The following is a 16,488-nucleotide window of genomic DNA, read 5'->3' as shown; positions in this document are numbered from 1 at the left end:
CACGCCCCCGCGCCCCGGCTGGACGTCGAGGCGGCCGGGTCAGGCTCCGGCGCCCGTGCGACCGTGGTCGGCCGACGGGGTCGCCGCGGTCGCCCCGGCCGCGACCGGCTCGTCGGCGGCCGCCGTCTTGGCGCGGTGGATCTGCTCGTAGACGCGGGCGCGCAGCTCGGCGAAGCGCGTCGAGGACCGGGTGGTGAGCTGGTCGCGCTCGTCGGGCAGGTCGATCGCCAGGTCGTCGCGGATCACCGTCGGCGAGTTCGACAGGATCAGCACCCGCTGGCCGAGGTAGACCGCCTCGTCGATGTCGTGCGTGACGAACAGCGTGGTGACCTTGAACTTGTGCCACAGGTCGCGGATCAGGTCCTCCAGGTCGGCGCGGGTCTGCGCGTCGACGGCGGCGAACGGCTCGTCCATCAGCAGCACGTGCGGCTCGTAGGCGACGGCGCGGGCGATCGCGACGCGCTGCTGCATGCCGCCCGAGAGCTGCCAGGGGTAGGCGGCGTGCGCCTCGGCGAGCCCGACCGCAGCCAGCGACTCGTCGACGAGCTCCTTGCGTCGCGCCGTCGGCAGCTTCTTCTGCTTGAGCGGCAGCTCGACGTTCTCGGCGACGGTCATCCAGGGAAGAGGCTGCGGCCGTACTCCTGGAAGACGACGGCCATGCCCGGCGGCGGGCCCTCGACGCGGTCGCCCTCCATGAGCACCTCGCCCGACGTCGGCTCCAGCAGCCCGGACATGATCTTGAGCAGGGTCGTCTTGCCGCACCCGGAGGGGCCGACCAGGCAGGCGAGCTCACCGGCCTGGAGGGTGAACGTCAGGTCGCGGACGGCCTCGACCGTGCGGTCCTTGCTCTCGTACACCTTCTTGATGCCACGGACGTCGAGCACGGGTCAACCTTTCGAGAGGGTCAGGAGGAGCGCTGGGCCTGGCGCAGGCCGTGGTACCAGCGCAGCTGGCGGTTCTCCACGAAGCGGAACAGCAGTGCCAGCAGGAAGCCGAGCAGACCGAGCATCAACATGCCGGCCCAGGTCTCGGCGATGGCGAAGCTGCGCTGGGCCTGCACGACGGCGAAGCCGAGTCCGTTGGTCGCCGCGAACAGCTCGCTGATGACCATCAGGATGATCGCCACCGAGAGCCCCTGCCGCAGCCCGGCGAAGATCTGCGGGCTGGCGCTGGGCAGCACCAGGTACCGCAGCCGGGACCAGCCCGCGACGCCGTACACCCGGCCGGTGTCGCTGAGCACCTCGTCGACGGCACGGACGCCCTCGACGGTGTTCAGCAGGATCGGCCACATGCAGCCGAAGGCGATGACGACGACCTTCATGCCGTCGCCGATGCCGAACAGGAGGATGAAGATCGGCACCAGGACCGGCGGCGGGATGGCGCGGAAGAACTCGAACACCGGCTCGGTCAGCCCACGCACCGTGCGGGAGGTGCCGATCAGCACGCCGAGCGCGAGGGAGACGGCGGCGGCGAGGGCGTAGCCGGCCGCCAGCCGGTACAGGCTCGGCCAGACGTCGTCGACCAGGCGGGGCCCGAACCACTCCTCCACCAGGCTGTCGAGGATCTCCGACAGCGGCGGGAAGAAGAAGTTGGTGCTGCCGGCGCTGAGGAACCACCAGGCGGCGAGCAGGATGACCGGCAGCCCGAGAACCATCCCGACGCGACGCAGCGCGCTCATGCCGGCACCTCCCCGCTGGGACGGGTGCCAGGACAGCGCCCGTCGCTCGACGGTCCGGAAGATGATGTTGACCAGCACGCCGAGGATGCCGGTCACCACGACGATCGCGTAGGTCGCTGCCACGGCGCCGCTGCTCTGCGCGTTGCTCAGCAGCTTGCCCAGCCCGGGGTTGCCGATGACCAGCTCCGCCGTCACCGCCAGGATCAGCGCGACCGCGGCCGCCAGCCGCAGCCCGGTCATGACGTAGGGAAGCGCCGTGGGCCAGGTGACGTGCCGGATCCTGGCCCACCGCCCGAGGCCGTACGCCCGCGCGGTGTCCTGCGCCACGGGGTCGACGTCCTGGACGCCGTAGAGGACCTGGATGAGCACCTGCCAGAACGAGGCGTAGATGACCAGCATCAGCTTGCTCTCGATGTCGGACCCGAAGAGCAGCACGGCGATCGGGATCAGCGCCACCGACGGGATGGGCCGCAGGAACTCGATGGTCGACGCGGTGAACTCCCGGGTGAACCGGGAGGTGCCGATCAGGATGCCCAGGACGACGCCCGCCACCGAGGCGATGGCCAGACCCAGCGCCCAGCCCTGCAGCGTGTCCAGCACCGCCGTCCAGAACTCCGACCGGCCCAGCTGCTCGGCCAGGGCCGACCCGATCTCCGACGACGTCGGGAAGTACCGCCGGGGCAGCACGCCGATCCGCGGCAGGATCTCCACGAGCGCCACCAGGCCGACCAGCCCGATCAGCCCCAGCACCGCCTGCGGCACACTGCGCCGGCGCGGGGTCCGGGGCGGGGCCGCGGGGTCGTCCACCGGTGCGCTCGGCCCGCCGGGTGGGGTCGCCACCGCCGGGGGCCGCTCACGGCAGCACCGTGCACGGACAGCATGCGTGCAGCGTCATCGCTCCGACCACCTCTTCGATCCGATCCGCATCCTGCCCCCGGGGTCGCGCTGCGGAGTGCACCGGGCGGTCGTGCAGCCCACCATCCAGAGCATCCGGTGTTCTCGCGCGATCCGCACCCTTGTGCAGAACAGTTCGCTCTGCGAACGTTTGTGTGCCTGGTGAACGTTTCCAGGTGGGGATCGTCACGTCAACCGGCCTGTAGATTGTCGATCGGATTGTGAACACTCGCCCGGCACCGGTGCTCCGCCAGCTGCCGCCGTCGAGCGGGCCGCACCGCGCCGGCACCCTGTCGCACCCGGTGGGATCGAGGAGCACATGGACCTGGCAGCTGCCGACGGGACGGCCGAGCCACCCGTCCGGGACGCCACCTTCGTGCAGTCCCTCGACCGCGGGCTCGCCGTCATCCGGGCCTTCGACGCGCAGAACCCACGGCTGAACCTGAGCGAGGTCGCCCGCGCGACGGGCCTCACCCGCGCGGCGGCCCGCCGATTCCTGCTGACCCTGGTGCAGCTCGGCTACGTACGCGTCGAGGGCGGGAGTTCTCGCTCCGGCCGCGGGTGCTGGAACTCGGTTACTCCTACCTGTCCGGGCTCACGCTGCCCGACGTCGCCCAGCCGCACCTGGAGTCCCTGGTGGGCCGGGTGGACGAGTCCTCGTCCATCTCGGTGCTCGACGGCGACGACGTCGTCTACGTGGGCCGCGTGCACACCAAGCGGATCATGACCGTGCTGATCACCGTCGGCACCCGGTTCCCGGCCTACGCGACCTCCATGGGTCACGTGCTGCTCGCCGGCCTGCCCGACGACGAGCTGGCGGCGTACCTGGGCCGGGCGCAGCTCGCGACGCTGACGCCGCGAACGGTGACCGATGCCGGCACCCTCCGGGACCGGCTGGACCAGGTGCGCAGCCAGGGCTACGCGCTGGTCGACCAGGAGCTGGAGGAGGGGCTGCGGTCGGCGGCCGCCCCCGTCCGCGACCGGACGGGCGCGGTGGTCGCAGCGGTGAACCTGTCGGTGAGCGCCAGCCGGACGTCGCTGCGCCGGCTCGAGGACGAGTTCCTGCCACCGCTGCTCGAGACGGCCGCCCAGATCTCCCGCGACCTCGGTCGCCCCGCCTCGGCGTGACGACGACCCGCCGACTCGGCTGGACGGTCGTCGCACCCGCGGCGGCGCTCGTCCTCACCGCGCTGTGCCTCCGGGGCCCGTTCGCCGCCGTCGGCCCGGTGCTGGGCGACGTCGGGGACGAGCTGGCCCTGTCCACCGGCGCCCTGGCCGTGGTCACCTCGCTGCCCCTGGTCTGCTTCGGCCTGCTCTCCCCTTCGCGCCGGCGCTCGCGGCCCGCATCGGGCTGCACCGCGCCGTCCTCGCCGGCGCCGTGGTGCTCGCGCTCGGCATCGGTCTGCGCTCGGCCGGCACCGTCGGCCTGTTCGCCGGCACCGTCGTCCTGAGCGGCGGGATCGCTGTCGCGAACGTGCTGCTGCCGGCCGTCGCCCGGGCCGAGTACGGCAGCCGCAGCGCCGCCGTCGTCGGCGCGGTCGTCGGGTCGATGGCGCTCTCGGCCAGCCTCGGCGCGGGCCTGGCCCAGCCGCTGACCGGCCTGACCGGGAGCGCGATGGGCGGACTGGCGCTCTGGCTGGCCCCCGTGGCGCTGGCCATCGCCGCGCTCGCCCTGCTGGTCCGCAGACGTCCCCGACCCCTGCTCCGCCCCCGGCCTCGGGTCGGCGCACCGCGATCCTGCGCGACCGGGTGGGCCTGGCCGTGATGGCGTTCTTCGGTCTGCAGTCGCTGTCGTTCTACGCGCTGCTCACCTGGCTTGCCGCGATCCTCGAGGACGACGCGGGCGCCAGCCCCGTCACCGCCGGAACGCTGGTGGCGGTCGCCGCGCTCGTCGGTGCGCCGCTGTCCCTGCTCGTCCCGCCGCTCGCCGCCCGCCGGCCGAGCCAGGTCGCCTGGGTCGTGGGGGCCGCCGTCCCCATCGCCGCCGGCATCCTGGGCCTCCTGATCGCCCCGCAGGCCGCGCCGGCCCTGTGGTCGGTCCTCTACGGCCTGGGCACCGGCGCGTCGTTCCCCCTGGCCATGACCCTGGTCCTCCTGCGCAGCCGCGACCCCGCCCAGACCGGGCGGCTGTCCGCCGCGTCGCAGAGCCTGGGCTACCTGCTGGCGGCGTCCGGACCGCTGTTCGTCGGCCTCCTGCACGAGCTGACCGGCGGCTGGACCGCCAGCCTCCTCCTGCTGCTGGTCGCGCTGGCCGGTCAGGTGGCCGCGGGTCTGGTGGCGGGCCGCCCCTCCTGGTGCGCGCCGACGCCTGACGCCGCACCTCGGGTCGAGTGAGCAGTTCCGGTCGTCGACACGCCCGGACGCGCCGGGACGAGCGACCGCAACCGCTCACTCGGCGGGGACTGCGTCCTTCGACGCGTCGGTGCCCTCGACGGGCGTGCCGACGACCCCGTGCAGGTGGCAGGCGGCCAGCTGCCCCGGCGCCCCCGCCGGCTGCAGCGCCGGGTCGACGGTCGGGCAGGGCTCGAAGGCGTGCGGGCAGCGGGTCCGGAACCGGCAGCCGCTGGGGACGGCGGACGGCGAGGGCACGTCGCCGGTGAGCACGATCCGCCGCCGCTCCCGCTCGAGCGCCGGGTGCGGGACGGGGACGGCGGACAAGAGGGCCTGCGTGTAGGGCATCTGCGGGTCCGATCCCACGGCCGCGGCAGGGCCGATCTCCACGACCCGCCCCAGGTACATGACCGCGATCCGGTCGGAGAGGTGCCGGACGGCGGACAGGTCGTGCGAGATGAACAGCAGGGTGAGCCCGAGCTGCCGCTGCAGCCGCCGCAGCAGGTTGAGCACCTGCGCCTGCACGCTCACGTCGAGGAGGCGATCGCCTCGTCGCAGACCAGGAAGTCCGGCTCCCCGCCAGCGCCCGGGCGATGCCCACACGCTGGCGCTGGCCGCCGGAGAACTCGTGCGGATAGCGGCCGGCGACCGCCGGGGCCAGGCCCACCAGCTCCAGCAGCTCGCCGACGCGAGCAGCGCGCTCGCGCTTGCCCGAGCGCAGGCCGTGCACCTCCAGCGGCTCGGCCACCGTCTGCGCGACCGTCCGCCGGGGGTCGAGGGAGGCGAACGGGTCCTGGAACACCATCCCGGCCCGGCGGCGCATCTCCTTGAGGCCGCGGCGGTCCAGCGAGGTGACGTCGCCGCCGTCGAACGTCACGGTCCCGCCGGTGGGCGGGACCAGGCGCAGCAGCGCGTTGCCGAGCGTCGACTTCCCGCAGCCGGACTCCCCGACCAGCCCGAGCGTCTCGCCGCGGAGGATGTCGAGGTCGACGCCGTCCACCGCCCGCAGCACCCTGGCCGGCTTGCGGCGGAGCCCTCCGCCGCCCACCGGGAAGTGCACCTCCAGGCCTCGCGCGGAGACCAGCACGTCGCCGGACGGCGTGCGGTCGGCGCCCTGCGCGCCCATCGCGGTGCTCATCGGCCCTCTCCCTCCGTGCACCAGGTTGCCGCCCGGTGCGGCAGCTCCGCCGGCCCGCTGCCGACCTGCACCAGGGAGGCTGCTCGGTCTCGCACCGCGCGTCCCCCGCACCGGGCAGCGCGGCCAGAACACGCAGCCCGGGGGCAGGTCGGTGGGCGGCGGCGGGAGGCCGGGCACCGTGGTGAGGTCGGGGATCTCGCCGTCGGGCCCGGCCGGCGCGGCCAGGTCGGGCAAGGAGCCCAGCAGCCCGCGCGTGTAGGGGTGCGCGGGGTGCTCGAGGACGTCGTCCGCCGTGCCGTCCTCCACGCAGCGGCCGCCGTACATGACCAACACCCGGTGGGCGATGCCGGCGACGACGCCGAGGTCGTGGGTGATCCAGATGACGCCGGTGCCGTGGTCGGCCTGCAGCTTCTCGATCAGGTCGATGATCTGCGCCTGCACGGTGACGTCGAGGGCGGTGGTCGCCTCGTCGGCGATCAGCAGGGCCGGCGAGTTGCTCAGCGCGATGGCGATGACCACCCGCTGCCGCATGCCGCCGGACAGCTCGTGCGGATACCGGTCCAGCGCACCCTCGGGATCGGGCAGCCCCACCTCGCCGAGCAGCTCGGCCGCGCGGCGGCGTGCCACCGCCTTGGACATGTCGGAGTGCGCGCGCAGCCCTCGACGATCTGCCGGCCGACGGTGAGCACCGGGTTCAGCGACGTCATGGGGTCCTGGAAGACCATGCCCGCTCCCGGGCCGCGCACCTGCCGCAGCCGGTCCGGGGACATCGTCAGCAGGTCCTCGCCCTGGAGCAGCGCGCGGCCGGTGACCGTGGCCACCCGCGCCGGCAGCAGACCGAGCAGGGCCAGCACCGAGACGCTCTTGCCGCTGCCGGACTCGCCGACGACGGCGACGGTCTCCCCTGGCCGACGCGGTACGTCAGCCCGTTGACCACGTCGGCCGGGCCGCGCGGGGTCCGCAACTGAACCCGCAGGTCCTCGACCTCGAGCACCGGCTCCGATGCGTGCACCGATCCGCTCCCGCCCGGCGGAGCCTGCGAGGCGGCTGAGTCGCTCACTTGCCCCTCCCGCCATCTGCGTCCGCTGCCGCGGATCCAGGACGTCGCGCAGCCCGTCACCGAGCAGGTTGAAGCAGAGCACGGTCAGGAAGATCGCGATCCCGGGGAAGAAGGCGATCCACCAGGCGAGCTCGATGTAGCTGCGCCCTCGGCGAGCATCAGCCCCCAGGACGGGTCCGGCGGCTGGGTGCCCAGCCCGAGGAAGGACAGGGCCGCCTCCGCGAGGACGGCGAAGGCCAGGCTGATCGAGGTCTGCACGATGATCGGCGGCGCGGCGTTCGGCAGGATGTGCCGGGTCAGGATCCGCCAGTCCGAGGCGCCCACCGAGCGGGAGGCGCGGACGTAGACCTCCTCGCGGACGCCCAGCACGCTCGCGCGGGTCACCCGGGCGAAGATCGGCGTGTAGACGATGCCGATCGCCAGGGCGGTGTTGCCCGAGCCCGGCCCCCGGACGGCGAGCACCGCGATGGCCAGCAGCACCGCCGGGAAGGCGAACAGCATGTCCATGAACCGCATGAGGACGTCGTCGACCCAGCGGCCGTAGTAGCCGGCGAGCAGGCCGATGAGGGTGCCGACGACGAGCGCGAAGCCCACGGCCAGGAAGCCGACCTTCAGCGACACCGAGGCGCCGAGGATGATCCGGCTCAGGATGTCCCGGCCGAGGTCGTCGGTGCCGAACGGGTGCGACCAGCTGGGCGACTGCAGCCGCTCGGCCACGTCGATGTCGTTCGGGCCCTCGGGCGCCAGCGTGTCGTCGAAGATCGCGATCAGCACGATGGCCAGCAGCAGCAGCGACGCGATCGCGGCGGTCGGGTTGTGCGCGAGGAGGCTCAGGGTCTCCCGCCACCGGGGGCGGGCAGGGCGCAGCGTCGCCTCCGGCGACGTGCCGGGAGCCCCGCTGGGGTGTCCGGGGAGTTGCCGGGCTCCGGGACGGGCGCGCCGGTCATGACAGCAGGACTCGGCTGGATGTCATCGTCGGATCCTCGGGTCGATCGCCGTGTAGAGCAGGTCGACCACCAGGTTGATCACCAGGAACACCAGTGCGAACAGCAGCACGGCCCCCTGCAGCACCGGGTAGTCGCGGGCCTCGACCGCCTGCAGCGCCAGCTGGCCCAGCCCCGGCCAGGAGAAGACGATCTCCACGACCACCACGCCGGACAGCAGGTACGCGAGCTGGACACCGGTCACCGTCACCAGCGGCAGCAGGGCGTTGCGCAGCACGTGCCAGGAGAACACCTGGCGGGTGGGCAGCCCCTTCGCCTGCGCCGTCCGGACGTGGTCGGAGCCCAGCGCCTCGAGCATGCTGGACCGGACGAACCGGGTGATCACCGAGCCGGAGACCACGCCGGTGACCACCGCCGGCATGACCAACCGCTGCAGCCAGCCGAGCGGGTCCTCGCCGAGCGGCACGTAGCCGCCCGACGGGAGCCAGCCCAGGGTCCCGGCGAAGACCAGGATGAGCACGATGCCCATCCAGAAGTCGGGTACCGAGATGCCGAACTGGCTGATCACCGTGGCGAACCGGTCGACGAGCGAGCGGGGGCGCAGCGCCGAGATCGTGCCGAGCGGCACGGCGATGAGCAGCGCCACCACGATCGAGGCGAACGCGAGGGTGAGCGTCGCGGGCAGCCGCTCGCCGATCAGCGAGGTCACCGTCTCCCCGCTCCGGAAGCTCACGCCCAGGTCACCGGTGAGCGCCCGGCCGAGCCAGCCGAAGAACTGCTCGATCAACGGCTGGTCCAGGCCCGACCGCTCCCGCAGGGCGTCGTAGGACTCCTGCGAGAAGCGCGTGCCCAGCGCCAACCGCACCGGGTCGCCGGGGACGAGGTGCACCAGGGAGAAGACGATGACGCTCACCCCGGCCAGCACCACCGCCGACTGCCCGATGCGGCGGAGCAGGTAGGTGGTCAGGGCAGCTCGACTTCCTCGAAGTTGATCGCCTTGTCGGCGCGGATCTGGTACCCCTCCAGCCCCGGCACCCAGGCCTGCACGACGTCGGGGTTGTAGAGGTACAGGTAGGAGACGTCGTCGACGATGAGCGTCGCCGCCTGGTCGTAGAGCTCCTTGCGGGCGTCCTCGTCGGTCTCCGTCGCCGCCTCGTTCAGCAGCCGGTCGACCTCGGGGTTGCTGTAGCCCTGGTAGTTGCTGGAGCCGTCGGTGATGTGCTGGGCGTGGTAGTAGTCGAACGGGTCGATGTTGCCCAGCCAGCCCAGCAGGAAGGCGTCGAAGTCGCCCTGCGCCTGGCGGTCGAGCCAGGTGGCGAAGTCGACGGTCTGCACGTCGACGTCGATGCCGATCGGGCTCAGCTGGCTCTCGATGACCTGCGCCGCGGTGACCGTCTCCGGGAACTCGTCGGTGACCATCAGGCCCATGGTGATCGGGGTCTGCACCCCGGCCTGCTGCATGAGCGCCGTCGCCGCCTCCGTGCTGGGGTCGAACGGCGCGTAGTCGTAGTGGTAGAAGCTGTCCTCGGGGATCGCCGTCTGGTTCGGCACCGCGGCGCCGAACCGGGCCGCCTCGGTGACCGCCTCGCGGTCGACCGCGGTGGCGATGGCCTGCCGCACCAGCGGGTTGTCGAACGGCGGCCGCGCGTAGTTCATGGACATGTACCAGTAGTCGACGCTCGGCGTGGTCGCGAGCTCGAGCGCGTCGTCGCCCTCGAGCGACTCGATCTGCTGCGGCGGGATGTTGTCGGTCCACTGCACTTCGCCGTTCTCCAGCGCCGTCAGCGCCGCGGCCGGCTCGGTGATGTAGCGGAACTCGACGCCGTCGATGCTCGGCGCGCCGCCCCAGTAGTCCTCGTAGGCGGCCAGTTCCGTGCTGCTGGCGTCGGAGCTCTCCAGCGTGAACGGACCCGTGCCCACGGCCTCGGTGGTGAGGTCGAACTCGTCGGCCGCGCCCTCCGGCAGGATCGCCATGCCCTTGAACCCGCCGATCAGGGCCGGCAGGTTGGGGGTCGGCTGGCTGACGGTGATCTCGACCGTCTGCGGGTCCACGGCCTCGACGCTCTCGACGGTGGCGAAGCGGTAGGAGTTGTTCAGCTCCTCGTCGATGATCCGGTTGTAGGAGTAGACGACGTCGGCGGCGTCGAACTCGCTGCCGTCGTGGAACGTGACGTCCTCGCGCAGGGTGAACGTCCAGGTCAGCCCGTCCTCGCTGGTCTCCCAGTCGGTCGCCAGGCTCGGCTCCATCGTGAGGTCCTCGGCGTTCGGGACCACGAGCGTGTCGTAGACGTTCTCCAGCACCTGGAAGCTCGGGTAGGCGCTGGTGACGTGCGGGTCGAACTGGTCGGGCTGCGCGGCCACCGCTGCGACGAGGACGTTGTCGCCGCCGCCACCGCCACCGCCGGTGTCGACGCTCTCGCCTCCCCTCCGCAGGCGGTCAGTGCGAGGGCGCCGGTTGCGGCGAGGGCGAGTGGTCGGGTGGCGCGCACGGTGGTCCTCCGGGGCTCGGAAAGCAGGTCCGCCCTCGACCCTCCCGCCGTCGGCACGCCTCGTCCACCCGAAGTGCCTGCTCAACGCGATCGTTGCCGCTTCGAGACCTCCCTCCGGTGCCCCTGCTCCCGCAGGAACTGCCGTTTCTGCGTCGGGACCGGCCGGCACCGGCAGACTTCCTCCCGTGGACCTCATCTGCCGGACCGAGACGTTGCACCTGCGGGACACCTTCGCCATCGCCCGGTCGTCGGTGGACACCGAGGAGGTGCTCGTCGTCACCGTCGACGACGGCGGCGTCCGGGGTTCCGGCGAGGGGGCACCGGTGGGCTACTGGGGCGAGTCGGTGGCCTCGATGGCCGACGCCGTGGCCGCCGACGGCGCCGCCCTCCTCGGGGACGACCTCCGGGACCTGGAGGCCATCGCCCGCCGACTGCGCGCCTGGGACGGTCCGCAGGGCGCCAAGATGGCCCTCGACGGCGCCGTCCACGACTGGGTCGGCCGCTCCTACGGACTGCCGGTGTGGCGGCTGCTCGGGCTGTCCCGGCGGTTGCCCCCGACGAGCTTCACCATCGGCATCTCGACCGTGGACGAGACGGTCGCCCGCGTGCGCCGGGCACCCGGGTTCGAGGTCTACAAGGTCAAGGTGGGCGGACCGGACGACGTCGAACGGCTCACCGGGGTCCGGTCGGTCACCACCGCCGCGCTGCGCATCGACGGCAACGAGGGCTGGACCCTCGACGGCGTCCGGGAGCTGCTGCCCCGGCTGCGCGAGCTGGGTGTGGAGATGATCGAGCAGCCGTTCCCCGCGGCCGACCTCGACTCCTTCGCCCGGTACCGGGAGCTGCCCGGCCGGCTGCCGGTCTTCGTCGACGAGGGATGTCGCGACCTTTCCTCGGTCGCCGACGTGGCGGGCTACGCCGACGGCATCGTGGTCAAGCTGGCCAAGTGCGGGGGCATCCGGGAGGCGCAGCGGATGCTGGCCGCGGCCGCCGCGCTGGACCTGCGGGTCATGCTGGGCTGCATGATCGAGTCCCAGCTCGGCATCGCCCAGGCCGCCCAGCTCGGCGCGCTGGCCGACCTGATCGACCTCGACGGCCACCTGCTGGTCACCGACGAGCCGTTCACCGGCCTCGGGCTCGCCGACGGGCGGGTGCTGCTGCCCGACGCCCCCGGCCTCGGGCTGCTGCCGGCGGGAGCCGCGGCGTGACCGGCGAGCGGCTGGCCGTCCTGACCGGAGGCCAGCTCACCGAGTCCTTCGCCAAGACCGCGCACGGCGTCTTGCGCTACGGCACCCGTGAGGTCGTCTGCGTGATCGACGCCGCGCACGCCGGGCAGCGAGCCGTCGACGTCGTCCCCTTCTGCGCCTCTCCGGCGCCCGTCGTCGCCGACGTGGGCGCGGCGCGCGACCTCGGGGCGACGACGGTGCTGCTCGGGGTGGCGCCCTTCGGCGGGCAGCTCACGGCCGCCTGGCGGGACACGCTGCTCACCGCGATCGGGCTCGGTATGCACGTCGAGGCCGGCCTGCACACCGACCTGCGGGCCGATCCGGAACTGGCAGCCGCCGCGCGGGCGGCCGGCGTGGAGATCCGGGACCTGCGTGCGGTGCCGGCCGATCTCGGCGTCCCGCTCGCCGCGCCGGTCGCAGCGCGGGTGGTGCACACGGTGGGCTCGGACTGCGCGATCGGGAAGATGAGCGTCGTCCTCGAGCTCGACCGCGCGGCGCGGGACCGGGGGCTCGGCTCGGTCTTCGTGGCCACCGGCCAGACCGGCGTGGCCATCTCCGGCTGGGGCATGGCCGTGGACCACGTGATCTCCGACTTCGTCGCCGGTGCCGCCGACCGCCTGGTCCGCGAGGGGCGACCCGCGGCGACCTGCTCTGGCTGGAGGGCCAGGGCTCGATCTACCACCCGGCCTACTCCGGGGTCACCCTCGGCCTGCTGCACGGGTCGTCGGCCGATGCGCTCGTGCTGTGCCACCGCGCGGGGCGCACCGCCGTCGTCGACTACCCCGGCACGCCGCTGCCGCCGCTGGCGGAGATCGTGCGCGGCTACGAGCAGGCGGCCGGCTGGGTCCGCCCCGCGCGGGTCGCGGCCGTCGCCCTCAACACCGCCGGGCTGGACGACGACGCCGCGCGGCGCGCGGTCGACGACGCCGCGGCGCAGACCGGGCTGGTCGCCGACGACGTCGTCCGCTTCGGCTCCGGCCGGGTGCTGGACGCCGTCCTCGCCGCGCTCCCGGGATGACCCCGCACCGGGACGGCCGACGGCGGGCAGCGCCCAGTGATCCACCCCACACTGAAGGGTGACCGCCCCGACGTCCCCCGAGGTGCCCCATGACCGACGTCCAGTCCCCGCACCGCACGCGCATCCCCGCGACCGCGAGCACGACTACACCGACGAGATGGCGCACAAGCGACAGGCCTTCGTCGCCGAACGGACCGGCGCGCACCTCGAGCACGTCGGCGCGTACTCCTTCGACCCCGCCGTCCTGCCGGGCAACGTCGAGAACTTCACCGGCGTCGCGCAGGTGCCCATCGGTCTCGCCGGGCCCCTGACCGTGCGCGGGGAACACGCTCAGGGCGACTTCTTCATCCCGCTGGCGACCACCGAGGGCACGCTCGTGGCCAGCTACAACCGCGGGATGCGGCTGATCGGCGAGTGCGGCGGGGTACGGACCACGGTCGTCGACGACCACATGCAGCGGGCACCGGCGTTCATGTTCGACAACGCCCTCGACGCCCGGGAGTTCGGCACCTGGGTGGACGAGCACCTCGACGAGATCCGCGCGGCCGCCGAGTCGACCACGAGCTCGGGGAAGCTCACCTACATCGGCCAGCACCAGATCGGCCCGCTGCGCTACCTGCGGGTCAACTACACGACCGGCGACGCGGCCGGCCAGAACATGACCGGCAAGGCGACGCTCGCCGCGTGCGAATGGATCAGGGAGAACCACCCCGACCACCCGCGCTACGTGCTCTCCGGCGCCATCGACACCGACAAGAAGCACTCGCAGATCAACATGCTCATGACCCGCGGCAAGCGGGTGGTGGCCGAGGTGACCATCCCGAACGAGGTGCTGAAGCGGATCACCGGCGTGGACACCCGGCAGCTGTTCGAGTACCGGCAGATCGGCATGGCCGGAGCCTTCATGTCGGGTGCCGCCTACAACGGCGCGCACGCCGCCAACGGCCTGACCGCGATGTTCATCGCCACCGGCCAGGACGTCGCCAACATCGCCGAGTCGCACTCCGGCGTCACGTACGCGCAGCTGCGGGAGAACGGCGACTACTACTGGTCGACCACGCTGACCTCGCTCATCGTGGCGACCTACGGCGGCGGCACCGGACTGGCCACCCAGCGCGAGTGCCTGGAGGTGCTCGGCTGCTACGGGGCCGGGAAGGTCGGCAAGTTCGCCGAGATCTGCGCCGGGGTGGTGCTGGCCGGCGACATCTCGCTCACCTCGGCGATCCTGGCCGGTGACTGGGTGACCAGCCACGACGCGCTCGGCCGCAACCGCTGACCCTCACCTAGGCATAGGTACCTATACCTGCGGCCTAGGCGCCGCGATGGGGGTAAAGGTTCCTATGCCTGGGCGGATCAGTCGACGGTCACGTCGTTGAAGGGCAGGTGGGGCTCCACCCACGGGAAGACGACGAACAGCAGCAGCGCCACGACGGCGAGCACGAGGACGAGCGCCTGCAGCGCCTTGACCCCTCTGCCACCGGGCAGGTGCTGCCAGATCCAGCCGTACATGCGGTGCTCCTTCCTCAGCGCTCGGACAGCGCGGCGGGCCCGTTCGGCATGTCCGCCTTGCTGATGGCCGCACCGTCCAGCGACGCGTGGATGATCAGCCGTTGCTCCGCGGAGTATCGGGGGTGGCAGGTCGTCAGGGTCAGGTAGGCGCCGGTGGGTGCTGCATCCTCGGCGCCGTTCGGGGTCGGGGAGATGACCTCGACGTCCTCGGGACGGACGATCTGCCGGCCGGGGATGCCGCTCGGGTCGGCAGCGATGTCGCCCGTCGCCACGTTCCCGAGCATCCGGTAGACGAACCAGCTGTCCGCCGTCTCGACGACGATCGGGTCGCCCGGTACGAGCAGGTCCAGCTCCAGGAACGGCGAGCCCTTGCCCACCCGGTGGCCGGCGAAGGACACGTTGCCCTGCTCCCCCGGCATCGCGGTGTCGGTGTAGTGCCCGGGGCCCTGCGAGAGCTGCTTCTCCTGCGTCCCCTCGAGGACGACCCGCTCGTAGTCCAGCCCGAGGCGCGGGATGTGCAGGACGGCGAACGCGTCGCCCAGCTTGCTCTCGTGCACGGGCACCACCTCCGCGGGCGGGCGGTTCCAGTCCTCCTGGAGCTGCTGGGAGAGCTCCCCTGCTTGCGGTCGGCGAGCAGGTCGGTCACGAAGAGCTCGTAGACGACGAACAGGAGCACCACCAGGCCGAGGGTCATCAGGACCTCGCCCGCGATCTGGAGAGCGCCGGGCCGGCGCGCGACGGCGCGTTCCGTCCCAGGCCCTGCCGGTGGCGGGGGCACTCGTTCCATGGGCTGCGTCATCGTCATGCGGCTGTCCGTTCGAGGAGCGGGTGACCCGGTGGAGAAAATGCAGGGACCCGGGATCCGAGCCGAATGGCTCGGATCCCGGGTCGGTTGGATCAGGCGGCGTTGCGGCGCCGCGCGGCGACGATGAGGCCACCACCGAGCGCGAGCACGGAGAGGCCGGCGATGGCCGGGACGGTGACGTCCGCACCGGTCGCGGCCAGCTTCGCCCCGGTGGCCGCACCGGACGCGGACACCGTGACCACCAGGTTGACGTACCGCGGGTTCCCGGCGTTGTCGACGCCGGCGGCGACGAGCGTGTGGTCACCGGCGGCCAGCCCCGCGGGCACCGTGACGGTGACCGTGAAGTTGCCGGAGGCGTCGGCGACGACGGTCGTCAGGACCTGCGGGGTGGAGTAGATCGCCAGAGTGACCGTCGAGCCGGGCTGGTAGCCCGAGCCGTTGACGGTGATCGTCTTGCCGGCGGCGACGGTGCTCGTGGCGCCGGCGGGGAGGGTCAGGTCGGCGGACTTGGTCGGCACGGTGGCCGGGACCGTAAGGGCCGGGACGGTGACCTGGGCGGACGCCTCCGACTCGTAGCCCCAGTTGTCGTCGGCGTCGTACGCGCTGACCAGCACCGTGTACTTCCAGCCGGGGGTGACCTTCGCGCTGCAGGTCAGGGCGCCGGTGGTGGTGCACAGGTCCACGGGGCCACCGTTGTCGCCGGTGTCGACGTAGGCCATGACGTCGTAGCCGGCGACGTCGAAGGTGCCCGGCTGGGTCGGCGCGGTCCAGCTGACGTCCAGCGTGCCGTTGCCTACCACGACGGTGGGCGTCCCGGGGGCGCCGACGGGCAGGAACGGGGTCCCCGTCCCCGCCGCCGACCAGGCGCCGAACTCGTCGTCGGCGGGGTCGTTCGCGTCCAGGCCCTCGCTCACGCCGCGGACGACGACCGAGTAGTCGTCACCGTTGATGAGGCCCTCGATGAGGAGGGCAGCGTCGAAGCCGTTGGTGTACCCGGGGTCCGAGGCGTCGTCGAGCGGGGTGACGCCGGCGTCGAAGGAGTACTGCCAGCGGTCGACGGCGGGCAGAGCGGCGTCGTACCCTCGGAGAGGAAGAGCACGAGCGACTCGTCGCCCCCTCGACGGCCTCGATGGTGGGTGCCGCCGGGCCGGAGGGCGCAGCCTGGGCCACGCCGGCGATGCCGACCAGTGCGGTGGAAAGCCCGACCGTGCTGGCGGCCAGGAGACCGAGCGCACGACGGGGTGATGACGTGAGCTGCACGTCGACTCCCTCAGGGGAACCCGGAATCGCCGGGGCGGTGGCCCGGTGGTCCGGACGCGGCAGACAAGACCACGCCTGGTCCGGTCGAAACGCGCCGCCGCGCGACTCGCGACCACTGGGGTGCGGCGTTACCTGT

At 72.7% G+C, this 16,488-nt stretch carries 19 protein-coding genes and 2 pseudogenes; 9 read left to right on the top strand and 12 right to left on the bottom strand.

What is annotated here, in order from left to right; all coding sequences use genetic code 11:
- Positions 1-39: 39 nt before the first annotated feature.
- From U6N30_RS32160 to U6N30_RS32150, 3 genes are read right to left on the bottom strand one after another with little or no spacing between them, the layout of a single operon-like run.
- Complete coding sequence (locus U6N30_RS32160) at positions 40-615, bottom strand: ABC transporter ATP-binding protein (RefSeq protein WP_324275493.1); 576 nt, start codon at positions 613-615, stop codon at positions 40-42.
- Entirely contained in the window at positions 612-884 is a 273-nt protein-coding gene (locus tag U6N30_RS32155; protein WP_324275492.1) for an ATP-binding cassette domain-containing protein, read from the bottom strand. The genes U6N30_RS32160 and U6N30_RS32155 overlap by 4 nt, the downstream gene beginning before the upstream one ends.
- 20 nt (positions 885-904) lie before the next feature.
- A complete protein-coding gene (locus U6N30_RS32150; RefSeq protein WP_324275491.1) occupies positions 905-2,485 on the bottom strand; it encodes an ABC transporter permease in 1,581 nt (526 codons plus the stop codon).
- Positions 2,486-2,891: 406 nt separating this feature from the next.
- On the opposite strand from U6N30_RS32150, the gene U6N30_RS32145 reads away from it, so the two are divergent.
- Genes U6N30_RS32145 through U6N30_RS32125 form a run of 5 tightly spaced genes read left to right on the top strand, consistent with a single transcriptional unit; the run spans position 2,892 to position 4,906 of the window.
- Positions 2,892-3,299 carry a helix-turn-helix domain-containing protein gene (locus U6N30_RS32145; protein ID WP_324275490.1) on the top strand — a complete coding sequence of 136 codons (408 nt, stop codon included), beginning with the start codon at positions 2,892-2,894 and terminating at the stop codon, positions 3,297-3,299.
- A complete protein-coding gene (locus U6N30_RS32140) occupies positions 3,209-3,700 on the top strand; it encodes an IclR family transcriptional regulator domain-containing protein (protein WP_324275489.1) in 492 nt (163 codons plus the stop codon). The genes U6N30_RS32145 and U6N30_RS32140 overlap by 91 nt, the downstream gene beginning before the upstream one ends.
- Positions 3,697-4,023 carry a hypothetical protein gene (locus tag U6N30_RS32135; RefSeq protein ID WP_324275488.1) on the top strand — a complete coding sequence of 109 codons (327 nt, stop codon included), beginning with the start codon at positions 3,697-3,699 and terminating at the stop codon, positions 4,021-4,023. The genes U6N30_RS32140 and U6N30_RS32135 overlap by 4 nt, the downstream gene beginning before the upstream one ends.
- Positions 3,951-4,337, top strand: a complete 387-nt coding sequence (locus U6N30_RS32130; RefSeq protein ID WP_324275487.1) for an MFS transporter — start codon at positions 3,951-3,953, stop codon at positions 4,335-4,337. Before U6N30_RS32135 ends, U6N30_RS32130 begins: the two co-directional genes overlap by 73 nt.
- Positions 4,307-4,906 (top strand): MFS transporter, encoded by a 600-nt coding sequence (locus U6N30_RS32125; protein ID WP_324278567.1) that lies wholly within the window; start codon positions 4,307-4,309, stop codon positions 4,904-4,906. Before U6N30_RS32130 ends, U6N30_RS32125 begins: the two co-directional genes overlap by 31 nt.
- A 54-nt stretch (positions 4,907-4,960) precedes the next feature.
- On the opposite strand, the gene U6N30_RS32120 is transcribed toward U6N30_RS32125, so the two are convergent.
- The 6 genes and pseudogenes from U6N30_RS32120 to U6N30_RS32095 form a co-directional block, all read right to left on the bottom strand.
- On the bottom strand, positions 4,961-5,434 hold the full coding sequence (locus U6N30_RS32120) for an ABC transporter ATP-binding protein (protein ID WP_324275486.1): 474 nt from the start codon (positions 5,432-5,434) through the stop codon (positions 4,961-4,963).
- A 100-nt stretch (positions 5,435-5,534) separates the two neighbouring features.
- Positions 5,535-6,632, bottom strand: a pseudogene (locus U6N30_RS32115) (oligopeptide/dipeptide ABC transporter ATP-binding protein); the annotation flags it as partial.
- Complete coding sequence (locus tag U6N30_RS32110; RefSeq protein ID WP_324275485.1) at positions 6,539-6,895, bottom strand: hypothetical protein; 357 nt, start codon at positions 6,893-6,895, stop codon at positions 6,539-6,541. The gene U6N30_RS32110 and the pseudogene U6N30_RS32115, both read right to left, overlap by 94 nt.
- Before the next feature lie 290 nt (positions 6,896-7,185).
- The gene (locus tag U6N30_RS32105; protein ID WP_324278566.1) at positions 7,186-7,887 is read right to left on the bottom strand and encodes an ABC transporter permease; all 702 of its coding nucleotides are present in this window, start codon (positions 7,885-7,887) and stop codon (positions 7,186-7,188) included.
- Positions 7,888-8,070: 183 nt separating this feature from the next.
- Complete coding sequence (locus tag U6N30_RS32100; RefSeq protein ID WP_324278565.1) at positions 8,071-9,000, bottom strand: ABC transporter permease; 930 nt, start codon at positions 8,998-9,000, stop codon at positions 8,071-8,073.
- Positions 9,001-9,008: 8 nt separating this feature from the next.
- Positions 9,009-10,406, bottom strand: a complete 1,398-nt coding sequence (locus U6N30_RS32095; protein ID WP_324275484.1) for an ABC transporter substrate-binding protein — start codon at positions 10,404-10,406, stop codon at positions 9,009-9,011.
- A 313-nt stretch (positions 10,407-10,719) separates the two neighbouring features.
- Here U6N30_RS32095 and U6N30_RS32090 point away from each other — a divergent pair, with 313 nt between their 5' ends.
- The 4 genes and pseudogenes from U6N30_RS32090 (at position 10,720) to U6N30_RS32080 (ending at position 14,054) form a co-directional block, all read left to right on the top strand.
- A complete protein-coding gene (locus tag U6N30_RS32090) occupies positions 10,720-11,742 on the top strand; it encodes a dipeptide epimerase (protein ID WP_324275483.1) in 1,023 nt (340 codons plus the stop codon).
- Positions 11,739-12,377, top strand: a pseudogene (locus tag U6N30_RS35080) (DUF1611 domain-containing protein); the annotation flags it as partial. The gene U6N30_RS32090 and the pseudogene U6N30_RS35080, both read left to right, overlap by 4 nt.
- The gene (locus U6N30_RS35075) at positions 12,320-12,778 is read left to right on the top strand and encodes a DUF1611 domain-containing protein (RefSeq protein WP_422678168.1); all 459 of its coding nucleotides are present in this window, start codon (positions 12,320-12,322) and stop codon (positions 12,776-12,778) included. The pseudogene U6N30_RS35080 and the gene U6N30_RS35075, both read left to right, overlap by 58 nt.
- A gap of 157 nt (positions 12,779-12,935) precedes the next feature.
- The gene (locus tag U6N30_RS32080) at positions 12,936-14,054 is read left to right on the top strand and encodes a hydroxymethylglutaryl-CoA reductase (RefSeq protein ID WP_324275481.1); all 1,119 of its coding nucleotides are present in this window, start codon (positions 12,936-12,938) and stop codon (positions 14,052-14,054) included.
- 77 nt (positions 14,055-14,131) lie between these two features.
- On the opposite strand, the gene U6N30_RS32075 is transcribed toward U6N30_RS32080, so the two are convergent.
- From U6N30_RS32075 to U6N30_RS32065, 3 genes are all read right to left on the bottom strand, one after another.
- Complete coding sequence (locus tag U6N30_RS32075) at positions 14,132-14,287, bottom strand: hypothetical protein (protein ID WP_324275480.1); 156 nt, start codon at positions 14,285-14,287, stop codon at positions 14,132-14,134.
- 14 nt (positions 14,288-14,301) lie between these two features.
- Positions 14,302-14,850, bottom strand: a complete 549-nt coding sequence (locus U6N30_RS32070; protein WP_324275479.1) for a class E sortase — start codon at positions 14,848-14,850, stop codon at positions 14,302-14,304.
- Between the two features lie 334 nt (positions 14,851-15,184).
- Positions 15,185-16,327, bottom strand: coding sequence for an LPXTG cell wall anchor domain-containing protein (locus U6N30_RS32065; RefSeq protein WP_324275478.1), 1,143 nt, complete (start codon positions 16,325-16,327; stop codon positions 15,185-15,187).
- Between the last annotated feature and the right edge of the window lie 161 nt (positions 16,328-16,488).

The organism is Blastococcus brunescens (genome assembly GCF_035320885.1).
GTDB classification, from domain to species: Bacteria; Actinomycetota; Actinomycetes; order Mycobacteriales; family Geodermatophilaceae; genus Blastococcus_B; species Blastococcus_B brunescens.
This window is presented reverse-complemented; position numbering and strand designations above follow the sequence as displayed.

Excerpts from the sequence above, each read along its gene's own strand:
- U6N30_RS32160 (WP_324275493.1), bottom strand. The coding sequence starts at position 615 with ATGACCGTCGCCGAGAACGTCGAGCTGCCGCTCAAGCAGAAGAAGCTG.
- U6N30_RS32075 (WP_324275480.1), bottom strand. The coding sequence starts at position 14,287 with ATGTACGGCTGGATCTGGCAGCACCTGCCCGGTGGCAGAGGGGTCAAG.
- U6N30_RS32145 (WP_324275490.1), top strand. The coding sequence starts at position 2,892 with ATGGACCTGGCAGCTGCCGACGGGACGGCCGAGCCACCCGTCCGGGAC.
- U6N30_RS32080 (WP_324275481.1), top strand. The coding sequence starts at position 12,936 with ATGGCGCACAAGCGACAGGCCTTCGTCGCCGAACGGACCGGCGCGCAC.